The sequence below is a fragment of the Erwinia rhapontici genome (assembly GCF_020683125.1).
Taxonomy (GTDB): domain Bacteria; phylum Pseudomonadota; class Gammaproteobacteria; order Enterobacterales; family Enterobacteriaceae; genus Erwinia; species Erwinia rhapontici.
Map to the genome: position 1 here is coordinate 4,139,485 of NZ_CP085627.1, position 19,084 is coordinate 4,158,568.

General features: G+C 54.4%; 18 protein-coding genes. 11 read left to right on the forward strand and 7 right to left on the reverse strand.

What is annotated here, in order from left to right; all coding sequences use genetic code 11:
• The first annotated feature begins 134 nt into the window (after positions 1 to 134).
• The 6 genes from LJN55_RS19095 to LJN55_RS19120 all read left to right on the forward strand — a co-directional run bounded on the left by LJN55_RS19095 (position 135) and on the right by LJN55_RS19120 (position 6,098).
• A complete protein-coding gene (locus tag LJN55_RS19095; protein ID WP_227535051.1) occupies positions 135 to 1,283 on the forward strand; it encodes an iron-containing alcohol dehydrogenase in 1,149 nt (382 codons plus the stop codon).
• A gap of 13 nt (positions 1,284 to 1,296) precedes the next feature.
• Positions 1,297 to 2,181: a dihydrodipicolinate synthase family protein gene (locus LJN55_RS19100; RefSeq protein ID WP_227536416.1), complete on the forward strand. Its 885-nt coding sequence runs from the start codon at positions 1,297 to 1,299 to the stop codon at positions 2,179 to 2,181.
• A 171-nt stretch (positions 2,182 to 2,352) separates the two neighbouring features.
• Positions 2,353 to 3,768 carry a sodium:solute symporter family protein gene (locus tag LJN55_RS19105; protein ID WP_133842242.1) on the forward strand — a complete coding sequence of 472 codons (1,416 nt, stop codon included), beginning with the start codon at positions 2,353 to 2,355 and terminating at the stop codon, positions 3,766 to 3,768.
• 1 nt (position 3,769) lies between these two features.
• Complete coding sequence (locus tag LJN55_RS19110; protein ID WP_227535052.1) at positions 3,770 to 4,951, forward strand: sialidase family protein; 1,182 nt, start codon at positions 3,770 to 3,772, stop codon at positions 4,949 to 4,951.
• Positions 4,948 to 5,424 carry a YhcH/YjgK/YiaL family protein gene (locus tag LJN55_RS19115; RefSeq protein WP_133842244.1) on the forward strand — a complete coding sequence of 159 codons (477 nt, stop codon included), beginning with the start codon at positions 4,948 to 4,950 and terminating at the stop codon, positions 5,422 to 5,424. The genes LJN55_RS19110 and LJN55_RS19115 overlap by 4 nt, the downstream gene beginning before the upstream one ends.
• Positions 5,421 to 6,098: an SDR family NAD(P)-dependent oxidoreductase gene (locus LJN55_RS19120; protein ID WP_133842245.1), complete on the forward strand. Its 678-nt coding sequence runs from the start codon at positions 5,421 to 5,423 to the stop codon at positions 6,096 to 6,098. Before LJN55_RS19115 ends, LJN55_RS19120 begins: the two co-directional genes overlap by 4 nt.
• 61 nt (positions 6,099 to 6,159) lie before the next feature.
• Here the strand turns inward: LJN55_RS19120 and yacL are convergent, their stop codons facing one another.
• Positions 6,160 to 6,522 (reverse strand): protein YacL, encoded by a 363-nt coding sequence (gene yacL / locus LJN55_RS19125; protein ID WP_133842246.1) that lies wholly within the window; start codon positions 6,520 to 6,522, stop codon positions 6,160 to 6,162.
• A gap of 305 nt (positions 6,523 to 6,827) precedes the next feature.
• Between yacL and LJN55_RS19130 the strand changes: the two genes are divergently transcribed.
• Together LJN55_RS19130 and LJN55_RS19135 are read left to right on the forward strand one after the other, a co-directional pair.
• Entirely contained in the window at positions 6,828 to 7,160 is a 333-nt protein-coding gene (locus tag LJN55_RS19130) for a type II toxin-antitoxin system RelE/ParE family toxin (RefSeq protein ID WP_227535053.1), read from the forward strand.
• Complete coding sequence (locus tag LJN55_RS19135) at positions 7,157 to 7,429, forward strand: helix-turn-helix domain-containing protein (protein ID WP_133842248.1); 273 nt, start codon at positions 7,157 to 7,159, stop codon at positions 7,427 to 7,429. The genes LJN55_RS19130 and LJN55_RS19135 overlap by 4 nt, the downstream gene beginning before the upstream one ends.
• Positions 7,430 to 7,481: 52 nt before the next feature.
• Here LJN55_RS19135 and acnB read toward each other — a convergent pair whose 3' ends face one another.
• From acnB to LJN55_RS19150, 3 genes are all read right to left on the reverse strand, one after another.
• Positions 7,482 to 10,079: a bifunctional aconitate hydratase 2/2-methylisocitrate dehydratase gene (acnB, locus tag LJN55_RS19140; RefSeq protein WP_159336902.1), complete on the reverse strand. Its 2,598-nt coding sequence runs from the start codon at positions 10,077 to 10,079 to the stop codon at positions 7,482 to 7,484.
• A gap of 484 nt (positions 10,080 to 10,563) precedes the next feature.
• Positions 10,564 to 10,776 (reverse strand): transcription antiterminator/RNA stability regulator CspE, encoded by a 213-nt coding sequence (gene cspE / locus LJN55_RS19145; RefSeq protein WP_133842250.1) that lies wholly within the window; start codon positions 10,774 to 10,776, stop codon positions 10,564 to 10,566.
• 1,180 nt (positions 10,777 to 11,956) lie between these two features.
• Positions 11,957 to 12,961, reverse strand: a complete 1,005-nt coding sequence (locus LJN55_RS19150; RefSeq protein ID WP_133842713.1) for an aldo/keto reductase — start codon at positions 12,959 to 12,961, stop codon at positions 11,957 to 11,959.
• A 101-nt stretch (positions 12,962 to 13,062) separates the two neighbouring features.
• Here LJN55_RS19150 and LJN55_RS19155 point away from each other — a divergent pair, with 101 nt between their 5' ends.
• The gene (locus LJN55_RS19155; protein WP_133842251.1) at positions 13,063 to 14,004 is read left to right on the forward strand and encodes a LysR family transcriptional regulator; all 942 of its coding nucleotides are present in this window, start codon (positions 13,063 to 13,065) and stop codon (positions 14,002 to 14,004) included.
• The gene (locus tag LJN55_RS19160; protein WP_167863212.1) at positions 14,001 to 14,783 is read left to right on the forward strand and encodes an enoyl-CoA hydratase/isomerase family protein; all 783 of its coding nucleotides are present in this window, start codon (positions 14,001 to 14,003) and stop codon (positions 14,781 to 14,783) included. The genes LJN55_RS19155 and LJN55_RS19160 overlap by 4 nt, the downstream gene beginning before the upstream one ends.
• 2 nt (positions 14,784 to 14,785) lie before the next feature.
• Here the strand turns inward: LJN55_RS19160 and LJN55_RS19165 are convergent, their stop codons facing one another.
• The 3 genes from LJN55_RS19165 to LJN55_RS19175 are packed head-to-tail and all read right to left on the reverse strand — an operon-like array spanning position 14,786 to position 17,911.
• Complete coding sequence (locus LJN55_RS19165; protein ID WP_227535054.1) at positions 14,786 to 15,991, reverse strand: thiolase family protein; 1,206 nt, start codon at positions 15,989 to 15,991, stop codon at positions 14,786 to 14,788.
• On the reverse strand, positions 15,954 to 17,465 hold the full coding sequence (locus LJN55_RS19170; RefSeq protein WP_227535055.1) for an AMP-binding protein: 1,512 nt from the start codon (positions 17,463 to 17,465) through the stop codon (positions 15,954 to 15,956). The genes LJN55_RS19165 and LJN55_RS19170 overlap by 38 nt, the downstream gene beginning before the upstream one ends.
• A 5-nt stretch (positions 17,466 to 17,470) precedes the next feature.
• Positions 17,471 to 17,911: an acyl-CoA thioesterase gene (locus LJN55_RS19175; protein ID WP_133842255.1), complete on the reverse strand. Its 441-nt coding sequence runs from the start codon at positions 17,909 to 17,911 to the stop codon at positions 17,471 to 17,473.
• Positions 17,912 to 17,948: 37 nt separating this feature from the next.
• Between LJN55_RS19175 and LJN55_RS19180 the strand changes: the two genes are divergently transcribed.
• Positions 17,949 to 18,935, forward strand: coding sequence for a zinc-dependent alcohol dehydrogenase family protein (locus LJN55_RS19180; protein WP_227535058.1), 987 nt, complete (start codon positions 17,949 to 17,951; stop codon positions 18,933 to 18,935).
• Positions 18,936 to 19,084 lie beyond the last annotated feature (149 nt).

Consider the following 19,084-nt stretch of genomic DNA (forward strand, 5'->3'; position numbering starts at 1 on the left):
ATTAAATGTGAGCAAGTTCAAATTAATCAGAATCAATATGCCCTATAAATTACCCATCAAAGTCGGAAAGTCCTTACAAATGACGAAATGCAATCACCCGTAACTGAAAGCGGCGTGATGAGGAGAAATCAGGCATGAACATAAACAGTACCGTGATCGCGGGCTACCAGACACTCAATGACATTGGCTACCTGTTAAAAGGTAAGCTGCGTGTGTTGCTGGTCACCGATAAGAATATTGCGGCGATCCCGGCAGTGCAGACGCTGACGGAGCAGGTACGCCGTCAGGTCTCAACCTTACATACCGTCAGCAACGTGCCACCCGAGCCGAGCCAGCATGATGTAGCAGAGATCCTCGCCGGCCTGGCCTCGCGCGATGTGGATCTGGTGATTGGCGTAGGCGGTGGCAGCGTGCTGGACGTGGCAAAACTGCTGTCGGTGCTGTGCGTTGAGAATGCGCCCACGCTGGAGGCTCTGCTGGCCGGAGAGAAACCTCAGAGACGCACCTCCTCGTTGCTGATCCCGACCACTGCAGGTACGGGGTCAGAAGCCACGCCAAACGCCATTCTGGCCATCCCGGAGAAAGAGACGAAAGTCGGCATTATCTCCCCAGTGATGCTGCCGGACTATGTGATTCTGGCCCCGGAACTGACCACCAGCATGCCGGCACATATTGCATCTTCAACCGGGATTGATGCGCTCTGCCACCTGATTGAGTGCTTTACCGCGACGGTGTCAAACCCGGTGAGTGACAACTACGCGCTGATCGGGATGAAGAAGCTGTTTGCCAGCCTGGAAACCACCGTGGCTGAACCCGGCAACCTGGAGGCCCGACTGAATATGCTGTGGGCATCTTATTACGGCGGTGCGGCCATCGCCCATGCCGGGACTCATCTGGTGCACGCCATGTCCTACCCGCTGGGAGGCAAATATCACCTGCCGCACGGCGTGGCGAACGCTATTCTGCTCGCTCCCTGCATGCGCTTTGTACGCCCGGCGGCGGTAAGCAAATTCGCCGAAGTCTACGATCTGTTGCCAGAGGCTAACCCGCAGCTCAACGCGGATGAGAAGTCTCACGCACTGGTGGATTACTTCGCGGCCCTGGTCCAGCGACTGAAGCTGCCTGCCAGCCTCGACGAGCTGGGGATCACCTCAGAACACCTGCCTTATTTAGTGGAAGCGGCACTCGATGTGCAGCGCCTGATGAAAAATGTCCCGGCACCGGTGAGCGCAAACGACGTGCGTAACGTGTACCTGACGCTGTTTCCGGCACTGAATCACTAACAGAGAGATTATGATGAGCAAAATTATTCGGGGCGTACTGACCGCCATCGTCACGCCTTTCGATCATGACGGCGCCTATGCTGAATCGGCCATGCGCCGTCAGGTGCAGCGCCAGTTGGCCGCCGGAAACGGTATTTTCTGCGGCGGCACCAACGGTGAGTTCTTCGTATTAAACGAACAGGAAAAGCTGGCCGTGACGGCCACCTGCGTCGACGAAGTGGCCGGAAAAGCCAATGTGGTGGCCCACGTCGGCGAAATTTCCACACGCGACACCATTCGCCTCGGTAAACAGGTTGCCGCGCTGGGTGTGGATGCCGTGTCGGTGATCACTCCGTACTTTGTTCCACTCAAACAGTCAGAGCTGATCGCCCACTACACCGCCGTGGCGGATGCACTGACGGTGCCGGTGTTTCTCTACAACATCCCGGCGCGTACCGGCAATACCTTACAGCCGGAAACCGTTCGCCAGCTGGCTGCCCACCCCAACATTATCGGCATCAAAGACAGCGCAGGCAGCTATGAGAGCCTGAGCGGCTTCCTGAAAGCAGCCGAAGGTATTGATCACTTTAACGTGCTGAACGGTCCGGACTCGTTGATCCATCAAGGATTCGTGGACGGCTGCTCGGCGTGTATTTCCGGTCTGGCTAACGTTGCACCGCAAGAGATCAACGCCATCTGGTCGCACTTCCACGCGGGCGATATCGCGGCCTCACGCAAAGCCCAGGAGAACGTCACCGGACTGCGTACCGACCTGTATGCCGTGGCCTTCTCACCCGCAGCGGTGAAAAAAGCCGTGGCACTGATGGGCTTTGACGTGGGTGACAGCCGCTACGCGGTGCAGTTTAGCGCGGAAGAAGAGCAAAAAATTCGCCAGATCGTTAACCAGTATCTTCAATAATTTTCCGGCAGCGGCACTGCGATGCCGCCTGCTCTGACTCAATCAGACACTAACAGCAATACAGGCACACCTTCCTGTGAGGTGTGCATCGCTCTCTTTTGCCTTTGTACCCTACTGAAGCGCCACAAGAGCCTGAAGGCCAGCGCGCTTTTTACAACTTAAGAGGTTGTTATGAAAGAATTTACCACGCAAGGTACGCTGATCATCGTCGGGATGGTGCTGGTGTACATCCTGTTTACCAGTTGGCTGACCTGGCGACTGCGCAGTAAAACCTCCGGTGAACATATGGAAGGCGCACGCGCCATGCCCGCGTTTATCGTCGGCATCCTGCTGATGTCGGAATATATCGGCGCCAAATCCACCATTGGTACCGCACAGGCGGCGTTCGAAGATGGCTTCGCGGCCTCCTGGTCGGTGATTGGTGCCGCCATTGGCTTCCCGATTTTCGGTCTGCTGCTGGTAAAACGCATCTATAACACCGGAAAAATTACTATTTCTGGTGCCATTGCCGAGAAGTACGGCAACACCACCAAATGCATTATCTCGCTGATTATGATCTACGCCCTGCTGCTGGTGAACGTGGGTAACTACGTCAGCGGTGCGGCGGCGATCTCCACCGTGCTGAAAGTGAACCTGCCGGTGGCGGCCTTTATTACCGCCATTGTCAGCACCTTCTACTTTGCCTTTGGCGGTATGAAGGGGATGGCCTGGGTCACGATGCTGCACAGTGGCCTGAAGTACATCGGTATTCTGATTATTCTAGGCGTGGCACTGAAGATGACCGGCGGGATTACGCCCATGGTTGAGAAAATGCCATCGTTCTACTGGACCTGGGATGGTCACGTTGGTGCCAGTACGATTATGGCGTGGCTGATCGGAACTATCGGTTCGATCTTCTGTACCCAGTTCGTGATCCAGGCGATCTCCTCCACCAAAAGCCCGGCCTCTGCGCGCCGTGCCACCTGGGTGGCCTTCTTCTTCTGTCTGCCGATTGGCCTGGCGATTGCGGTGATTGGCGTGGCGGCCAAGTTTCTGCATCCGGATATCAACAGTCTGTATGCCCTGCCCGTGTTCTTACAGGATATGAGCCCGTGGCTGGCGGGTGTGGTCACGACATCGCTGGTGGCCTCGATCTTCGTCAGCGTCAGTACGGTAGCGCTGGCGATTGCATCGCTGATTGTGAAGGACTTCTATGTGCCGATGCGTAACCCAACGCCAGAGCGTGAGTTCAAAATGACGCGCTGGCTGTCGCTGGCCATCGGCTTTGCCCCGCTGATTTTTGTGTTGCTGGTGCCGGAAGTGTTGAAACTATCATTCTTCACCCGTGCTATCCGTCTGTCGATTTCCGTGGTGGCGATTATCGCCTTCTACCTGCCGATGTTTAAAAGTGCGCGCGGCGCAAACTGGGGGCTGATTGGTTCCTGCGTCGTGACCTCGGTCTGGTTTGTCATGGGCGATCCGTTCGGCATCAATAACATGTACATCGCCCTGATTGTTCCGGCGCTGGTGATGGTGATTGATCGCATGATCCCATCGCGGGACAGTCAGAAAAAAACCGCACACCAAATTCAAAAAAGTGGAGCCTGATATGACACTGGAAACGCTCACCGTAGAACGTAACGGCATTATCGCTACCGAGGGTGACAGGCAGCAGGCGATGCTGCCCTCATCCTGCCCGCAAAATCATGCGGCTAACCTGCTGCCGCTGCCGGATGGCGATGTGCTGTGCGTATGGTTTGGCGGTACTCAGGAAGGGATCGCCGATATTTCTGTCTGGTGCTCACGCCTGGAGAAAGGGAGCGAGCGCTGGTCCGACGCGGTAAAACTCTCGGACGACCCGACCCGCTCGGAGCAGAACCCGGTACTGTTCCTCGACCCGGACAACGTGCTGTGGCTGCTGTACACCGCGCAAAAGTCCGGCAATCAGGATACGGCAATTGTGCGCTACCGCCAGTCAATGGACTTCGGCCAGAGCTGGGGACCGATTGCCACGCTGCTCGACCAGCCCGGCACCTTTATCCGTCAGCCAGTAGTCGTGCTGGCTAACGGCGACTGGCTGCTGCCGGTGTTCTACTGCCGTACCCAACCGGGTGAAAAATGGGTGGGCAATAATGACGACAGCGCGGTGAAAATCTCGCGGGATAAAGGCAAAAGCTGGCACGATGTGGCCGTGCCGGACAGCACCGGCTGCGTCCATATGAATATTACGCTGCTGAAAGATGGCTCGCTGCTGGCGCTGTATCGTAGCCGCTGGGCAGATCATATCTATCAAAGCCGGTCCGACGACGGCGGGCAAAGCTGGTCCGCCCCACAGGCCACCGAACTGCCAAACAATAACTCGTCGATTCAGGTGACCACGCTGGCGAACGGTGACCTGGCGTTGGTGTTTAACGCCATGAGTGCCGAAGGGGCCAGCGAACGCCGCACCTCACTGTATGACGAAATTGAAGATGAAGAGGATGACATGGCGGTCGCCGCCGAACCGGTGATCCACAGCGGTAAAACCGCCTTCTGGGGAGCACCACGAGCCCCCATGACGCTGGCGATTTCACGTGATGGCGGAAAAAGCTGGCCGTTCCGGCGTAATCTGGATGAAGGTGACGGCTACTGTATGACGAATAATTCGCAGCAGAAGCTGAACCGTGAGTTCTCCTACCCCAGTATTAAGCAGGGGCTGAACGGGGAACTGCATATTGCCTACACCTATTTCCGCCAGGCGATTAAATATGTGCGTGTGGAAGAGGAATGGGTGACAGGAGATCGCCGATGATCGCCGGTAACCTCAACCATCTGACGCTGGCTACCCTACCTGCATCACTGTTTCAACTGCTGGCGCAGCCCGCGCACAGCGTGGCGGCATTGAGTGCGCTGCCCGATGGGCGATGGCAGCCGGAGGGGGCCGCCTGGTTCTGTCATATCGGCTCACAGCAGAGTGCACCAGCGGTCACACGCCATACCGAGTTTCACCGGGAATATCTCGATATTCAGATCGTGCTGACGGGCGAGGAGGTTATCCGCTACGGACTGACCGATGCACGCCCGGCCGGCGGTGAAGAACGTAAAGCGGATCTGTATATCGTCGCCGATCCACAGCTGACGCAGCAGGTCCATCTGCGTCCCGGCGACTTTGTAACGTTTGCACCAGGCGAAGCGCATCAGGCACTGTGCGCCATCGGGCAACCGATGATGGTCCGCAAGGCCGTTTTTAAGATCCCGGTGGGAATGCTGGAGGGCACACTATGAGCCGTCATGCGCTGGTGACCGGCGCCAGTTCAGGCATTGGGGCGGCGATTGTTGATCATCTGTTAGCAAAGGGCTGGCAGGTGACAGGATTAAGCCGTAGCCACATTGAACATGATAACCCGCAGTTTCGGTCTGTCAGCGTGGACCTGTTCGACAATGCCGCGCTGGCCCGGGTACTTGCCGGAATGGAGACACCGCAGGCCATTATTCACGCGGCCGGGATGATGAAAGCGGCATTGCTGGGGGAGCTGGATGTCACGGCCAGCCAGCAGCTATGGCAACTGCATATTGCCGTAGCGGAAACGCTGGCCAATACCTTTGTGCCGCATATGCGCAGCGGTGGGCGCATCGTGCTACTGGGCAGCCGCACGTCACGCGGGGCAGCAGGCCGTAGTCAGTATGTCGCCACCAAATCGGCCATGATAGGTATGGTCCGCAGCTGGGCAGCAGAGCTGGCACCACGTGGGCTGACGGCCAATATCGTTGCGCCTGGCGCCACACAGACACCGATGCTGAACAGCCCCGGACGCGAAGGTTCGCCGCCAAAATTGCCACCTATCGGCCGCTTTATTCAGCCACAGGAAGTTGCCGAACTGGTGGGCTATCTGCTGTCACCTGCCGCCGCCGCCATTACCGGGCAGGAGCTGGTGATGTGCGGTGGAGCATCGTTATAAACCAGGCATGTATTGGCAAGGGCCGGGCATGCCCGGCTCCTGCGGGGCTTCTGCGTAAACGTTAACGCCCCTGTAAAAATTCCCGGTAGGCGGCAATCACGGCCAGAAAGTCTTCCACTCCGCAGAATGACAGACTCTCTTCATCGTAGTAATTCATCCCCTCTTCCATCTCATCGCCTTCAAAGTTGAGCTGGTTTGAACGGATCATCACTTCTTCTTCATCCAGTAACAGCGTGTACTCTTTGCCCACGCGCTGCCACTGACGCACACTGCCTTTGACGTCTTCGGCAGCGGCTTCGACCTCATCCAGCAGGGTGAGGTCTTCATTCACTTCATCATTAAACCAGTGACCGACGGCTTCATGGCCCATCGTCATGCGAACCTTCACACCACCGGTGATATCTCTTAAAAATTCATATTCCATCGCGCTTTCCTCCCGGCCAGCCTGCTCACAGGCTCAACCACATTTTGCGCGTCTGCCGCGACAATACTGAGCTTTGGCGCGCATTATCGCAGCCCGGCGCGGGAAAAGCAGGAGGTTTTACGTAGCGCTTTCCAATATTGATAACGGAACAGTGAAAATACTGGCCTGTCCGCTTTCCCCCATGGCATGTTCTGCCCGGCACAACGGTAATGCCCGTTCACCGGCAACATAAAATTACGTAATCACGGAAAAACAGTTGCTTAAAATTACGTAATTCCGTAAATTCATCAACAGGGAAGAATCGAATGAAAAAAATCTGTTTTCTTGGTAGCTCGTTGAGCGACCTTAAACACTTTCCCAGGAATGTGATGCATGATGCGGGTTATCAACTCGCTCAGCTACAGGCGGGTGCGACACCTGTAGATTTTAAATCACTGGCTGCTGTTGCCAGTGGGGTGTGGGAATTGCGAATACATGATGGTGACAGCGGGACATTTCGCGTGGTCTACGTGTCAAAGCTCCGCGATGCTATCTATGTACTGCATGCTTTCCATAAGAAAACGCTCAAGACCAGCCCGCAGGATGTGGCACTGGTCCGCCAGCGTTATCAGCAACTGATACAGGAGTTCAGCTCATGATCCAGCGTTTCGACAGTGTCTGGGATGCCCTTTCCGACACCCCGAAAGAGGCCGAACAGCTCAAAGCACGCTCACAATTACTGATGGCGTTGCAGGAAAAAATTGACGGCATGCCGCTCAAAGAGGCCGCCGTACTGCTCGGCGTCACCGTCTCACGTATTTCCGAAATTCGTAGCGGAAAGTTTCATCTTTTCAGTCTGGATAAACTCGTCACACTGCTTGCCAAAGCCGGCTATCAGGTGAAGTTCGAGATCGCAGCCATCCACTGAGCACATAAAAAAACCGGGCACATGGCCCGGTTTTTTTAGCGCTAACTGAAGATTAAACCGCAGTCTGGAAAATCACGCCGTCGGCTTTGTCGGTGTACTGACTCAACTGGTCGAAGTTCAGATAACGATAGGTGTCCACAGCGGTTTTATCCACCTGGCCCATAAACGTCAGATACTCTTCCGGCGTTGGCAGTTTACCCAGCAGAGAAGCGACTGCGGAGAGCTCAGCAGACGCCAGGTACACATTTGCACCCGTTCCCAGACGGTTCGGGAAGTTACGCGTGGAGGTCGATACCACCGTTGCGCCATCTGCCACACGTGCCTGGTTACCCATGCACAGTGAACAGCCCGGAATCTCAATGCGCGCGCCGCTCTTACCGAATACGCTGTAGTAGCCTTCCTCGGTCAGCTGTGCCGCATCCATCTTGGTTGGCGGAGCCACCCAAAGACGCGTAGGCAGCTGGCCTTTATGCGCATCCAGCAGTTTCCCAGCCGCACGGAAGTGGCCGATGTTGGTCATGCAGGAACCGATAAAGACTTCATCGATTTTTGTGCCCTGCACATCAGACAGCAGACGGGCATCATCCGGGTCATTCGGTGCACACAGAATCGGCTCTTTAATATCTGCCAGATCGATGTCGATCACCGCAGCGTATTCCGCATCCGCATCGCCTTCCAGCAACTGCGGGTCGGCCAGCCATTTTTCCATGCCCTGAACACGACGTTCAAGCGTACGACGATCGCCGTAACCTTCAGAGATCATCCATTTCAGCAGCACGATATTCGAGCTGAGATATTCGATGATCGGCTCTTTATCCAGCTTGATGGTACAGCCGGCTGCGGAGCGCTCTGCTGAAGCATCCGTCAGTTCGAATGCCTGCTCAACTTTCAGTTTCGGCAGGCCTTCGATTTCCAGCACGCGACCAGAGAAGATGTTTTTCTTCCCTTTCTTCTCAACGGTCAGCAGGCCAGCTTTAATCGCATACAGTGGGATCGCATGCACCAGATCGCGCAAAGTGATACCCGGCTGCATTTCACCTTTGAAACGCACCAGCACGGACTCTGGCATATCCAGTGGCATAACGCCGGTCGCAGCAGCAAAGGCCACCAGACCTGAACCCGCCGGGAAGGAAATACCAATTGGGAAGCGAGTATGTGAGTCACCGCCTGTACCTACGGTATCCGGCAGTAGCATACGGTTCAGCCAGCTGTGGATTACCCCATCCCCCGGACGCAGCGACACGCCGCCACGGTTCATAATGAAGTCAGGCAGCGTATGGTGCGTGGTCACATCGACCGGCTTCGGATAAGCCGCGGTATGGCAGAAGGACTGCATCACCAGGTCTGCAGAGAAACCGAGGCAGGCGAGGTCTTTCAGTTCATCGCGGGTCATTGGACCGGTGGTGTCCTGCGAGCCAACCGAGGTCATTTTCGGTTCGCAGTAGGCGCCAGGGCGCACACCGTCAACGCCGCATGCACGGCCGACCATTTTCTGCGCCAGTGAGAAGCCACGGGTACTGGCTGCCACATCTTTCGCCTGCTCGAACACATCACTGTGCGGCAGATTCAGAGATTCGCGGGCTTTGGTGGTCAGGCCACGGCCGATGATCAGTGGAATACGGCCACCAGCACGAACTTCATCCAACAGTACGTTGGTTTTCAGTTCAAAGTTAGCCAGAACTTCGTTGGTGTCGTGATTGCGGACTTCACCTTTATACGGATAGATGTCGATAACATCGCCCATATTCAGACGGTCAACATCGACTTCAATTGGCAGTGCGCCTGCATCTTCCATCGTGTTAAAGAAGATAGGTGCGATTTTACCGCCGAGGCAGACGCCACCGCCCTTCTTGTTCGGCACGTAAGGAATATCGTCGCCCATAAACCACAGCACCGAGTTGGTAGCGGATTTACGCGAAGAACCTGTACCGACCACATCACCAACGTAGGTCAGTGGGAAGCCTTTAGCCTGTAATGCTTCGATCTGTTTGATCGGGCCTACGTTACCAGCATCGTCGGGTTCGATGCCTTCACGGGCGTTTTTCAACATCGCCAGCGCGTGCAGTGGAATATCCGGGCGAGACCATGCATCCGGCGCCGGAGAGAGGTCGTCGGTATTGGTTTCGCCGGTCACTTTGAACACGGTTACGGTGATTTTTTCTGCAAGTTTAGGACGCTTCAGGAACCATTCAGCATCAGCCCACGACTGAATAATCTTTTTCGCGTGTGGGTTGCCTGCTTTAGATTTTTCTTCGACATCGTAGAAATTGTCGAACATCAGCAGCGTGTGGGACAGCGCTTCAGCGGCAATCGGTGCCAGCTTTTCATCGTCAAGCGCGTCAATCAGCGCATGGATGTTATAGCCGCCCTGCATGGTGCCCAGCAGTTTGATTGCCAGTTCAGGAGTAACCAGAGGAGAAGTTGTTTCGCCTTTCGCGACAGCAGCCAGGAAACCCGCTTTGACATACGCCGCTTCGTCAACGCCCGGCGGCACTCGATTGATTAACAGATCGGACAGAAATTCTTCTTCACCCGCTGGAGGGGCTTTTAGCAGTTCAACCAGCGCGGCCATTTGGGAAGCATCTAACGGTTTTGGAACAATCCCCTGGGCAGCACGCTCGGCAACGTGCTTACGGTATTCTTCTAGCACGACGTTCTCCTCGCTCTCATTGTATTTAGCATCCCGGGCTACCTGAGTTCACCGCAAAGTGAAAACCATCCATGTGTAGGGTAAGGTGCCCGGTTCCGCGAGGGCCAGCATAGCAGGATTTCGGTTGCGTGTTAATCCGTTTACAAAAAAGCAACATCAATAGCCTGACAGTTTTTATGGGCAAAAAAGCCTTTTTCCAGCGTTTTTAGCTGCTTTTTTAACATGACCATATTGGATGTTCTTCACTTGCGACTAAAAAACCGCATTCCTGCCGCACAGCAATCTCCCGCTACTACCTGTGGAAATAAATGCAGCTTATTTTAAACAGCGGTTCGATGACTTATGGAGAGGGGCACACAGGGGATATTTTTTGCGGGGAGAAAAACAAAAAAAGCCGCACTTGGCGGCTTTTTTATCACTAACACATCACTGCTCAGGCTAATGCCCTCATCGCTGTCGTCGGTGTTAGCGAGATTATCGCAAATTACAGAGCGATAACGTTTACAGCTGATGGACCTTTAGCGCCGTTCTCGATAGAGAACTCAACTTTCTGGCCTTCATCTAAGGTTTTGAAATCGCTGCTCTGGATAGCAGAGAAATGTACGAATACATCTTTGCTGCCGTCTGCTGGAGTGATGAAACCGAAGCCTTTATCAGCGTTAAACCATTTTACTAAACCAGTCATTTTGTTAGACATAGATATTTCCTTTCAATTTTTGAGCCACTTAACATGGCGAACATGGCCTGTTCATCAGATTTAAACTTATGGGCACTTAGGAGGAGGCTCTCGATGAAGGGATATCTTTGATAACACTTGTACTGAGGACTGCTTTACTAAAACTGCTTTCATAAGGTCTGTATTCCAAACCGATGAAGCATAGTAGACCGGATAAGACTCAACAAGCAAGGATTCATTTCACTTATATTTTTTGAACTTTATGGTTCACGTCTGGTCAGCGGGTTGTTCTGAAGGATGAGTGCTCATGTGGGTAAGCTCATGAAAATGCCACCAGGCTTAAATGATAAAAGCCCTGACAGAGATTGCCAGGGCTTTTAAGGTACTGCTAACTCAAACTTTAACATTAATGAACTTAACGAGTAATGACTTCTATTAGTACTTCGTCAAATGTACGTGTTTATTACGGATAGTATAAGTGACTAAGATTCTAGCTTACCTCCATAAATGACAGTTAACATCATCATGCCTGTCGAAAGACATGGCCGGTTAAACAAGTACACACCCAACGCGACGTAGACTCTTTGATACGTGGCTTGACTTCCATTGTGACTTATTAACACACATCACAATACTCGGACTCGCTTATATCGGTAAAACATAGCCTTATGTCATCGCGCTTACGTTCCCACCCTGCGATTTCGCAACTGACTGCGTGGCCTTAAGCATCATCGAAGCGAGTGGATAACAATAACTAAACTCACAACGACTCTCCCATACAAAAATACTTCGTGACCTTCATCGCAAAATAAACATTAAACTTTATCTGACACAACCCGGTAATATTCCCGTGCTGTGAGTTCTAATCTACTGCTTTAAAAACAAGAGTCAATACTGTTTTTAATGCCATGTGATTATTATCAGTGTTTATCACCTCAATTGTCAGGCAGGGAGAAAATCTGGTGATATAAACGCCAGCTGTCCGCCAAACCGGGTAGAAACCATTATAAATGGGCAAAAAAACAAGGTAAAAATCAATATCCATGCCAAGAAAGCCATTACTCGAAAATAATTTAGGCTACGTTCAACTTTTTCCTGCATTTATTTTTAACATGCACATGCTTCAGTCAACGCGTGGCCCTTCAGGATTGCCAAACAGCAAACGCTGCGCCCACGGGTGACATTATCGACATGATAATGCTTAGCGGGGTAAATCGCTTTCCACCAGCGTAAGCTCCTGTGCCGTATAGCGTTCACCGATAATATTCTCCGCCGCAAACAAGCGATCGAGCAGTGCCAGATCATCCTCTGCCAGACGGATATCGACGGCACGGCAGTTATCTTCCAAATGGGGAATTTTGCTGGCACCTGGAACAGGCACAATGTTCTCACCTTTCGCCAGTACCCAGGCCAGCGCCATCTGCGCCGCGCTACAGCTATAGCCGTAAGCCACGTCTTTTAGCTGCTCGACTAACAAAAGATTGTGGGCCAGCGCCTCTTTCTGGAAACGCGGCAGATAATGACGGAAATCATCGGCTGCCAACACGGGAAGCTTTCCTGAAAGGAAACCTCGACCCAATGGACTGTAAGGGACAAAACCGATGCCAAGCTGACGACAGGTTGAGAGCAAGCAGTGTTCAGGCTCACGTGACCACAACGAATACTCACTCTGCACGGCGGTGATGGGATGCACCGCATGTGCACGCTGTAATGTTTCGCTGGAAATTTCTGACAAACCCAGGTGCAGAACTTTCCCCTCACGTACCAGGTCGGCCATTGTTCCCACCACGTCCTCCACTGCTACGCTCGGGTCGAGGCGGTGTTGATAGTAGAGGTCAATCACTTCTACCCCCAGACGCTGTAAGGATGCCTCTACCGAGGCACGAATATTTTCAGGCTGGCTGTTCACGCCTTTAATACGTTCCCAGCCTTCCCCCTCATCTGTGATATGAAAACCAAATTTGGTAGCGATCTTTACTTTACCCGCGTGGCCTTTCAGTGCTTTGCCAATCAGAGACTCGTTGGTGAACGGCCCGTAAACTTCCGCAGTATCAAGGAAATCTATGCCCAGATCGAAGGCGCGATGCAGCGTTTTGATCATCTGCTGTTCATCGCCCGGCTGCCCGTAGGCAAAACTCATTCCCATGCATCCCAGACCGAGAGCGGAAACGTGAAAATGTTCACTGCCCAATGTTCTTTGTTTCATCATCTTTATCCCGTTGATTAGCGACAATGTCGTTATACTTTCCCCGGTTAAAATCAACAATTGACGCTGATTGAGCGCTTTAATGAAAAATAATCATCAATATGAAAAATCGCACTACGCTACAGGAATTAGAGATTTTCGCTGCCATCGCCCGCCATCTCAATTTCCGCAAGGCGGCGGAGGAGCGTAATGTCACACCTTCGACGTTGAGTCATACCCTCACAAATCTGGAGCAGCGTATCGGTTTGCGGCTCCTGAACCGCACCACGCGCAGCGTATCGTTAACTGAGGCGGGTCGTGCTTTTCTGTCGCGTATTGAACCGGCACTGGTCGATTTGTCCAGTGCGGTGGATGAGTTGAACACCTGGCGTGCCGATCCACGAGGCACACTGCGTCTCAATATGCCGCGCAATGCGGAAGCCCTTGCTCTGCACCCTGTATTGCTGCCGTTCCGCCAGCAGTACCCCGACATTGCCCTGGAGATAGCCACCAGCGATGGCTTTGTGAACATTGTGGAAGAGGGTTTTGATGCCGGTGTACGTTTTGGCAACGTCATTCCGCAGGATATGGTGGCGATCCCCTTCGGCATGCCCGTCACTGGCGCAGTGATTGCCAGCCCGGCGTTTGTTGCCCATCACGGTGCGCCGCAGCATCCGGATGAACTGCCAGACTATCCCTGTATCCAGCGGCGTTTTCCCAGCGGAATGCAATATAAATGGGAGTTCCAGGTGCAGAGCAAATTGAAGGAGATTGCGGTCAACGGCAATCTGACACTGGATAACGATCAGATGATGATTAAGGCCGCACAAGCCGGGGCCGGCATCGCCTTTGTGCTGCGCAACCTGAGTGAAAGCGCGCTGGCAAGCGGGGAACTGGTGGAGCTGCTGACTGACTATGTGGCGCCAGCTGAAAGTTTCTGGCTCTATTATCCCAGCCGTAAATACCACTCCGCCGCGATGCGCTGCTTTATTGAGTGGGTACAACAGGCCAATCGCGGCGTGATACACTCAAATTCCTTGCTGAATCACGCTGAGCCACGATGAATAGCGAACAACCGAATACGCAACTGGTCCGCTGCGACCGCCCCATCCCACACGTTGCGCGCCTGACGCTCCACCGCCCCGCCGCGCGTAATGCCTATAATGCCGTCATGATCAGCGAGCTGGAACAGTGCCTGAACTGGTGCGAACAGCAGGCCGATATCCGCACCGTTATCCTTACTGGCAGCGGAACCGTGTTTTGCGGTGGGGCCGATCTACAGGAGGCCTTTACCGACGGTGGCAAAGGCCTGATCAATTCGCACGGTGGGTTTAACCCGTTGCAACATCTGCCACGGCGCAAAATCTGGATAGCGGCACTGAATGGTCATGCCTTTGGTGGTGGACTGGAACTGGCGCTGGAATGTGATTTTATTATTGCCGCTGAGCAGGTGAAAATTGCGCTACCCGAAGTGAAGCATGGCCTGCTGCCGCTTGGCGGGGCCATCGGCCAACTGGCAACACGGCTGCCTGCGAGCGTTGCACGAGAGATGCTGCTTATTGGTGAGCCCATGGACGCTCAGCGTGCGCTGGCGCTGGGCCTGTTTTACCAGGTGACCACAGCGGAAGACCTTTTGGAAAATACACTGACGCTGGCTGCCAGCCTTAACCGCAACGCACCGCTGGCCGTTCAGGCCTGTAACGCCCTGCTGAAAGCAGCCCACGCCCAGGATCTTTGTCAAATCAGCGCTGCAGAATTGCAGCAGCTCCAGGCGAGCCTGGATTATCAGGAAAGTCTGCTCGCCTTCAGCGAAAAGCGCGCTCCGCAGTGGCGCGGAAAATAGGTTTAAAGCCGCACGGCTTTAAATAACGCACTTAACCCCAGCCCTCCGGCGATGCCCAACATCGCCAGACCAAAGCCGCCACTGTGCGGTTGGCCCAGAAGCTGGCTGAACAGACGCGTTACCATTATCGCGCCTGATGCGCCATAAGGATGCCCCAGAGCAATAGCGCCGCCCTGGCAGTTAATCCTCAGCTCATCAATGTGCAGCGCATCAACCGACCCCAGCACCTGGGCAGCAAAAGCTTCGTTAAACTCAATGACGTTGACCTGATCCAGCGTCAGACCCGGCTGGCGTGCCAGCAGTTTCTGCGTGGCGGGCACCGGCCCGAGGCCCAGCAGATTAGGATCGACGCCTGCGCTACAGGCATCCGCAAACAGCAGTCCTTCGGTAAAACCACTGGCACGTGCCCTGCGGCGGCTCATCACCAGAAGCAACGATGCGCCATCATTCAGCGGGCAACAGTTGCCCGCCGTTACTGTTCCGTCGGCGGCAAACACCGGCGACAATGCCGAGAGCTTAGCCAGCGAGGTGTCGGCACGCGGACACTCATCGTTCTCTACCAGACGCCCCCTGACGCTAACCGGGACAATCTCTTGCCGAAATGCCCCCTGCTGCTGTGCCGCCAGCGCACGCTGATGGCTGCGCAGGGCAAACTGATCCTGACGCTCCCGGCTGATGCCACACTGGCGCGCCACATTCTCGGCCGCCATGCCCATCTCCGGGTCACCGATATCATCCGGTGAAAACTGCGCGCGTCCGAAGAAACGCGGCATCTGTTTCAGCGATGCGGGTTTTTCTACGCGCCACGGTGCAGTACTGACACTTTCAACGCCGCCCGCCAGATAACACTCCCCTGCTCTGGCCTGCACCAGACGGCAGGCATTAATCACCGCTTCCAGCCCGGAACCACACTGGCGATCCACCGTGACGGCAGGAACAGAGAGCGGCAAGCCCGCCGTCAGCGCTGCCAGCCGGGCAATATTGCCGCCGCCGCCCGTCGCATTACCGATAATCACTTCATCAATCGCGGTAAACCCCGCTGGCAGGGTCGCCATGATCTGCTCAAACAGCGGTGTCAGCAGCTCGGCCATTGGCACACCGTCAAAGATGCCATAAGCTCTGCCAACCGGAGTACGTCGTGCAGCGACGATCACCGGCTGCCAGTCATCCTCAGGCTGGTAATTCAGTAAGCTCTTTGCTGCTGCCATGTTGTGCGATCCTTTTTTCCAGCTCGGTGCGTTTTATTTTACCGCTCGGCGTCAGTGGCCAGTGTGTAATATGATAAAACTGGCGCGGAATTTTATATTTCGCCAGCAGTGAGCGACAACGTTGTGATAACTGTGTCAGTTCTTCTGGTGCGCCCTCAACAATAGCGACCATTTTCTTACCCAGATAATCATCATCAACCGCAATCACTACGGCTTCAATAATTCCCGGCAATGATTTAATCGCTGACTCTATTTCAGAGAGATAAATATTATTGCCACCGCTGAGGATCATATTTCCCCGACGGCCAATGACATGCAGGCGATCATCATCATCGAGATAACCGATATCGGCCACCGTCGCCGTTGACTGATATTTCACGAACGCGCTGCCGTCATCGCCCCACAAATAACGGTCGATAATTTGTTCGCTGGTTATATAAATGGTGCCCGGCTGGTTCGCGGGAAGAACCTCTCCCTGATCATTACGGATGCTAATCTCCACGCCGGGAAACGCCTGGCCGACCGTTGCCAGCGATGCGCTGATATCGGCATCCTCAAGGGTGGAAACGGCAATAAAGCCCAGCTCTGAAGCACCGTAATATTCCTGCATTCGCGCGACGGGAAACAGTGTCCGCGCCTGACGGTAGTGATTTAGCTCCAGCTTGGCACCCGCGCTTAACAGACGCTGGAGGCTGGGATATGCGCTGCCTTCTGCCACACGAGCAAACCCGGCGATCATCGTGGGGACGACCACCAGCCGTTCGATCTGTCGCTGCGCAATCAACGCCAGCGCCGCCGCAGGCTGCCACTGCCCGGGGCTGTAGAAGGTTCCTCCGGCGTACAGCGTTTCATTCAGGCAGTAAAGGCCAATACCGTGAGAAAGGGGACCGGGAAACAGCGTTGAGGGGGCATGTTTTAACCCAAAGAGCGCTTCACCGTTTTCAAAGCTACAGCGCCAGGATCGTCGCGATCGGATAAAGGCTTTCGGCAGATTGGTGGTGCCGGAGGTAAAGTTGATCAGAAACGGCGTTTCAGCCTGCATCCCGGCGGTAAATTCGGGATCGTCTGGCAGAACACGTGGCGCGGGTTCGCTATCGACGGCCAGCCAGCGGATCGCCAGTTGCTCGGCCTGTGCGATCAGCGCCCGATCCTCTGCTTTCAGCAGCAACAGATCCGGCGCCAGCCGTTGCAGCATATCGTGGCGTTGTTCAACGGGCACCTGAGGATCGATAATCGACGCCGTAAAAGGCTGCGCAGTGGCCGCCAGCCAGGCAACGGGGAAGGTAATATCGTTACCGATGGCTATTGCTACAGTGCGGTTTTCACTAGTGGAAGGCATCCGGCACAGCTGCTGGTACAGCACCTGCGCACGCTGCCACAGCTGCTGCCAGCTCAGCGTGTAACCTTCAATATCAACGGCGGTCAGGTCGGGATGGTTTTCTGCATGCTGCTTAACTCTGTCGTGAACCGGCATGACGATCAGGCCCCGACAAACGGAAAGTGCCGGGTGAGCGCCTGACGGGCTTCATCCGGGATCGGGCACGGCTTATTATCCGTCAGACTTACACAGACCCAGATGAATTTGCCTTCGGCGCACAGCGTGGTTTTATCATCGAGCATTAAACGGATGGTGAAAATTAAACTGCTGTTACCGATTTTCTCAATCAACACCTGAGGTAACACCACATCATCCACTGACAGCGGATGAGAGAAAGTGGCTTCGCATTTTTTCACGTGGTAGGCCACACCCGCAGTGTGTGGTCGAAATAAAGGCAGAATATCAGCGCGGCGAAACGCATTAACCACGGCATCTTCACAATAGTCTAAATAAACAGAATTATGCACGTGACCGTTTAAATCTATATCGCGCATTGATACGCGAAATGTTTCGCTATTATACTGTTCCTGCATAAAAAACATTAACCTGTCAACCGGACAACACTGAAGAAAATATACCATGAAAGAGACTTTATTCACCAGAGCAGTCGTCCGGGAGTTCGGCAAAATCGGTGAGGTGATGCAGCTTGAACAGAGTCCACTCACAGAGTTAACCGCAGGCCAGGTGCGGGTGAAAATGGCCTTCGCCACCATCAACCCCTCTGATATTATTACTATTTCTGGTGCCTATCGTTCACGTATCGCCCTGCCCTTTGTGCCGGGCTTCGAGGGAATGGGCAGAATAAGCCAGAGTAATGAGGCCGGGTTGCCTGTTGGCCAGCGTGTGTTACCCGTTGGCAGCATGGGAGCCTGGCAGCATTATAAGGACTGCGATCCGCAGTGGTGTTTTACGCTGCCAGACTTCGTGACTGACCAGCAGGCGGCGACCAGCTACGTCAATCCAATGACCGCGCTGCTGATGCTGACCGAGGAAATGCATTTCACCCCGGGGATGCGCATTATCATCAATGCAGCAAACTCGGCCATCGGTAAAATGCTGATCCGCATTGCCAATCATCTGGGGCTGAAGCCGATTGCAATTGTGCGTAAAGCAGAGAACCTCGACATCTTCGGCGGGTATGCCACAGAGCAGGTGCTGAACAGCAGCGCACAAGATTATCCACAGGCGCTGGCCGCGTTAGCACAACGCGGCGGCGTAGCGACTATTTTCGACTGCATCGGTGGTGAAGAGTCTCTGGCGCTGGCCCAGGCACTGACGCCGGGTGGGCAGTTTATTCACTATGGCCTGCTGTCTGGTCAGCCGATCCCGGCGACCTTCTGGCGCAGCCGCCCGGATATTCGCTTCTCTAATTTCCATCTGCGTCTGTGGGTGCACGGCCATGAGAAGACGCGGGTTCAACGCAAAATCAATGAGGTGATGGCGCTGATCCGCGACGGCGTGATTGCCACCGAGATTGTCGCCGAATATGCGCTGGAGGAGATCGACCAGGCGGTCAAAGCCGTGCAGTCAGGGGAGTTGAAAGGGAAGATTTTATTGCGGATGTAACCATTATTCCGGGAAAAAACCCGGGCGAGGCTTGCCTCGCCCCCACGCAGATTCCCGTAAGGGGTCGGGCATGCCCGCCCCGTTTACAACGTCAGATAAGCCCCCACGCAGATCCCCGTAGGGGGCGGGCATGCCCGACCCGTTTACAA